Genomic DNA, 4,790 nt, shown 5'->3' with positions numbered 1-4,790 from the left:
CGCAGACCTCAAAGATGGTCTTCGCCAAGTCCAAACCAATACGCACAATTTCCATGATATGTCTCCTTGCTTTGCAAAGGCGCAATCGTCGCCGCTTGAGGGCGGCGGGGTCCATACCATTGGCTCCTGCATAGCAAGAGATTTCTGTGATTGCGACGGTCTGTCAGTACAGTCGTGTGTCCGGCCTGTTTGCGCGGTTTTGACCGCTGGCCCTGATGGGTTCCGCAAACCAAGTTCCTATCAGCTTTACGGGCTATTATGCCCGCGCCATTCGGCGGAGTGTCTCGGTTTTGGCGGCAGACTTATGCACCATCATCTCGCGGGTCTTGCTAACTCGATGTTACTTTCTTCTCAGGGTACAACGCGGGGGCTGTAGGGTTCGTTGCGGGTGAGCACTGCCCAGACGATCCGGGCTGTCTTGTTGGCCATGGCTACGGTTGCAACACGCGCGGGTTTGCGTTCGAGCAAATACGTCAGCCATTTACCGGCACGTTCGGGGTGTGACCTTGTTTGTCGGACCAATGATGTCATGCCGACGACGAGCAACGAGCGTAAATACTGGTCGCCCATCTTGGTTATCCGTCCCAACTTCTCCTTGCCGCCGCTGGACTTGTTCGCTGGCGTCAGGCCCAGCCAGGCGGCGAACTCCCGGCCATTACGGAACTGGTGCCCGTCGCCGATGCTGGCGATGATTGCAGAGGCCGTCACCGCGCCAACGCCAGGGATTGTACGCAGAAGACGAACGCGCGCGTCCTCTTTAGCGACTTGTTTTACACGATCTTCGTACCAGCGAACTCGTTTATGCAGGGCCATGAGCTGCTCGCATAGATTGTGGATTACTTCATTGGCTATGTCAGGTAGATCAAGAACCTCACCCAGCGTTATGTCTTCAGCAAACCCCATCACCCGGGCGAGACCACGTGGGATATAGATGCCAAACTCGGCAACCAGACCACGCAGATTGTTGATGAGTTGCGTTCTCTGGCGCACCAGAAGATCGCGCGCCCGATGCAGCGACAGCAGGGACTGCTGCTCAACTGTTTTGATCGCAACAAAGCGCATGGTCGGACGGGTCACGGCTTCGCAGATAGCCTCAGCATCAATTGCGTCTGACTTGCCGCGTTTGACGTATGGCTTCACGTACATCGGGGGGATCAGCCGAACCTCGTGGCCCAAGGCCGTCAACTCTCGGGCCCAATGATGGGCGCTGCTGCAAGACTCCATGCCGATCAGGCAGGGCTCCAACTTCGCAAAGAACGGCAGAAACTGCGCCCGTCTCAGGGGCTTGTTGAACAACACATCGTCGTTCTCTGCGATACCATGAATTTGGAAAACGTTCTTGGCCAGGTCAACGCCAATTGTGGTAACTTGCATGGGGTGGCTCCTCTCAAAGCAGATTTAGACACCTGCATTATGGCGCATTGCGACGCCGGTCGAAGCAGGAGCCATCCACCCCATCAGGTTTGGAGAAGCTGCACTGCGGCGCCACATGGGGCGACCAAGGTCCGCTCAGGGCCGACCTTCTCAATACCGGCTCAGATCGTCCAAGGTTTCACTTCGGAACGGGAGAAGGCGAGCAATGCCCGCGCCATCCAGTGGGGCGCGGGCATTTTAAGTCTTGTTGCAGTTGAAAGCTCAATTGGACTAAGCCGCCAACCCTTCCGGTTTCTTTCCTGCTGCCAGATGGGCGATGAACCAAGCTGGCTTGCGACCCATGCCAGACCAGGTTTGTTTCGGATTGTCCGGGTTCTTGTACTTGGCCTTCGAAACCACATTCGACTTCGTGGCCAGCTTTGGAGCAGCCTTCATCGCCGGTTTGCTTGCTGATTTCGCTACCGACTTGGAGACGGTCTTTGGTGCAACTGTTCGTTTCGACTTGGTTGTCGTTTTAGCCGCTGCTTTGGGAGCAGCTTTGCGTGTCACCTTCTTCGGCGTTTTTGGGAGCTTCGCGCTGTGCAGACGAGCTATTTCGGCGAAGTCCACCCCGTGCTTTTTTGCGACGGCTTCCATCTGCGCAAGCGCTTCTTGGCGGATCAGCTCCTGTCTCCGTTTCTCGATCTTCGCGCTCAACTTGTCTAACTCAGATGCACTCATTTCGCTGACATCTGCTGCCATGGCTTATTCCTTCTTTGCTACTTGACGGCGCTGCAATATCAACAAGGGATGATTAAAATCTTAAGGGTTAATCAACGCAAATGACCACTGCCCTCTATTCACACGCAGATAGCTATGCACATGTCACGCCTCCAGGACATCCAGAGCGTGTCGAAAGGCTGGAAGCGATCGCAGCCGCTTTGTCTGATGATCGGTTTTCAGCCCTCGATCGACGCGAAGCCCCGATGGCAGATCCCGCAGAACTGCTGCGCTGCCATCCAGAGGGGTATGTGGCCAGGATCAAAGCTGCCATCCCTGCTGAGGGAAGCCGTGCGCTGGACGCCGACACGCATGTCTCCCCAGGCTCATGGACCGCAGCGCTTCGGGCTGTCGGTGCTATCAGCGCGGCCGTAGATGCGGTGCTTGATGATGAGATCGCGAACGCCTTTTGCGCCACCCGGCCACCGGGCCATCATGCCGAAGCCGAAAAATCCATGGGCTTTTGCCTCTTTGGAAATGCGGCAATCGCTGCCAAACGCGCGCTTGATCAACATGGATTGTCCCGAGTTGCGGTTGTCGACTTCGACGTGCATCACGGCAACGGCACTCAGGATTTGCTCTGGGACGAAGCGCGCACGCTCTTCGTTGGCAGTCACCAGATACCACTGTGGCCCGGCACCGGCGATCGCGATGAGACCGGCGCTCATGGCAACGTGATGAACCTGCCGCTCAGTCCCGGCACCGGTGGCCCTGGTTTCCGAAAAGCCTGGGAGACGCACGGGTTGCCCGCGCTCGATACGTTTTCACCTGAGCTGATCGTGATATCGGCCGGGTTTGACGCCCATGAGGACGACCCATTGGCACAGCTTGCTCTGCAGGAGAAGGATTTCGTCTGGATTACCGAAGCGCTTTGTGATCTCGCGGACGCGCATGCGAAAGGGCGCGTCATTTCAACACTTGAAGGCGGCTACGATCTGAATGCTCTCGCGGCAAGTGCCGCTGCGCATGTCGAGGTTTTGATGAAGCGTGGCCGATAAACGTATAATGCTGTTTATTTCCTGCGCGTGCCAAAGGCGTCGCGAACGGTAGGAAATACGGTACGCGGAGCATTGAGTTTGCCGCCTTGGATTGGCTCAAAGATCACTGCCCAGAAGTGACCGCAGAGTGGACCCCTTCTCAACTGTCTTTGATCGCTACAAAGCTCATGGTCTGAAGGGTTGCGGCTTCACAAGTCGCTTTGACATCAATCGCATCCGACTTGCCCAAGCTGATGTATGGCTTTTCGCACGTAGTTGGGATCAATCGCGCACAATGCCCTAACAACAGCCAACATTTACCATGATTCTACGACGGCGTTGCACCAACTTCCTTAATGCGAGACGTTAACAGAATGTTAACGAATGCTCCGTTGGGGGAACAGATATGCAGACTAAGTCTCCTGTGGAAGGCCACGCCGACGTTGAGGCATGGGTCCAGAAGATGATTGCCGAGAACGGTTATGCTCAGATCTCACGACATGATCCGTCTTCCGGACTGCCGGGTTTTGCCTTTACCATCGGCCTTGAACACTCACGAAACGTCCCGGAGCTGATCTGCCTGGGCGTTGCGCCGGATATCGCAGCGCAACTGTTCTCGATCTGCATCGAGGGTCATGACGCGGGCCTCTGTGACCTAACTGCGAGCAACCAAAGCGTTTCTGGGTTGGTAGACGGCTACAGCTTACGCTTTCGTCGCGTGAGCCCTGCAATGGTGTTGAAAGCCAATCAGGTTCGCCCCAATCGTCTTGCAGATATCTCGGACATGTTGCAACTCTTGCTGCCCGACAATGACGGTTTTTTTCCTGGAGATGCAGAGTGCGACCCAGGAATTGCCGCCTCGCAGGATACCGATTGGCTGCTGGCGTCATCAAACGGATTGAGCTGAGGTTTTTCGACCATGCGTCGCCACCTGCAGCATGCGCAAACCGGGGAAACTCCTGGTGCGGTACCATATCCTTGGTTTGGTTGAGCTGTACTGGTCAAATTTACAGCGTGAGCCATTCTTCTGGTACAATACTCATGCAGAAATACCGAGTGACCAAAAAAGTCAGCTGCAAGCACAAGATTGGTTCCTTCCGCAACGTGTGAGTTCAAACAACCGTGAATCTCGTGTTCGCAGCGAATGTCTCCTCTGACGGGCTGCACCGCAGCATCGCGAAGGTGGGTCGAAGGTCCGGATTGGGCCGGCCGTGACGAGGGTCAAGGCGGTGATTTGGCAGATGCTGCGACGCATCCGAGGTCGGCAGAGAGCCTATTTTGTTGAAGAAGTCGGAGTTGCTTTGGGCCTAGTCGTTTGATTCACTTTCATTTGTAAGATGAGGAGGGATTTGAGGATGATGGGTGTTCAGGAAGCTCCAGCTCGGTTGTTTTACGACTTTGATCTTGAGGCGCACGTCCCTGCGGACCATCTTCTGCGCGAGATTGATCGGTTTCTGGATGTTTGCACTATCCGCCAGCAACTCGCACCGCATTATAGCCATCTGGGCCGTCCTTCGATTGACCCGGAGCTGATCGTGCGGATGTTGGTGATCGGCTATGTTCTGGGCATCCGATCTGAGAGACGTCTGTGTGATGAAGTCCATCTGAACCTGGCTTATCGGTGGTTCTGTCGTCTTGGCATTGATGGCAAAGTGCCGGATCACAGCACCTTCTCAAAAT

General features: G+C 55.5%; 5 protein-coding genes. 3 read left to right on the top strand and 2 right to left on the bottom strand.

Going from position 1 to position 4,790, the window contains the following annotated elements:
• Positions 1–351: 351 nt before the first annotated feature.
• Together H7847_RS26350 and H7847_RS26345 are read right to left on the bottom strand one after the other, a co-directional pair.
• Positions 352–1,374: an IS110 family RNA-guided transposase gene (locus H7847_RS26350; RefSeq protein ID WP_227272651.1), complete on the bottom strand. Its 1,023-nt coding sequence runs from the start codon at positions 1,372–1,374 to the stop codon at positions 352–354.
• Positions 1,375–1,644: 270 nt separating this feature from the next.
• Positions 1,645–2,115, bottom strand: a complete 471-nt coding sequence (locus tag H7847_RS26345; protein ID WP_227272649.1) for an H-NS histone family protein — start codon at positions 2,113–2,115, stop codon at positions 1,645–1,647.
• Positions 2,116–2,195: 80 nt separating this feature from the next.
• Here H7847_RS26345 and H7847_RS26340 point away from each other — a divergent pair, with 80 nt between their 5' ends.
• From H7847_RS26340 to H7847_RS26330, 3 genes are all read left to right on the top strand, one after another.
• Positions 2,196–3,131, top strand: a complete 936-nt coding sequence (locus H7847_RS26340) for a histone deacetylase family protein (protein WP_227272647.1) — start codon at positions 2,196–2,198, stop codon at positions 3,129–3,131.
• Between the two features lie 442 nt (positions 3,132–3,573).
• Positions 3,574–4,017, top strand: coding sequence for a DUF4262 domain-containing protein (locus H7847_RS26335; protein ID WP_227272645.1), 444 nt, complete (start codon positions 3,574–3,576; stop codon positions 4,015–4,017).
• A 448-nt stretch (positions 4,018–4,465) separates the two neighbouring features.
• Positions 4,466–4,790: transposase (locus H7847_RS26330; RefSeq protein ID WP_227272643.1), on the top strand; the 325-nt coding region annotated here is incomplete at its 3' end.

Origin of the sequence: Roseobacter weihaiensis, from assembly GCF_020622345.1 — a bacterium.
GTDB classification, from domain to species: Bacteria; Pseudomonadota; Alphaproteobacteria; order Rhodobacterales; family Rhodobacteraceae; genus Roseobacter; species Roseobacter weihaiensis.
The sequence above is the reverse complement of the archived record's forward strand: the minus strand, read 5'-3'. Positions and strand labels throughout refer to the sequence as shown.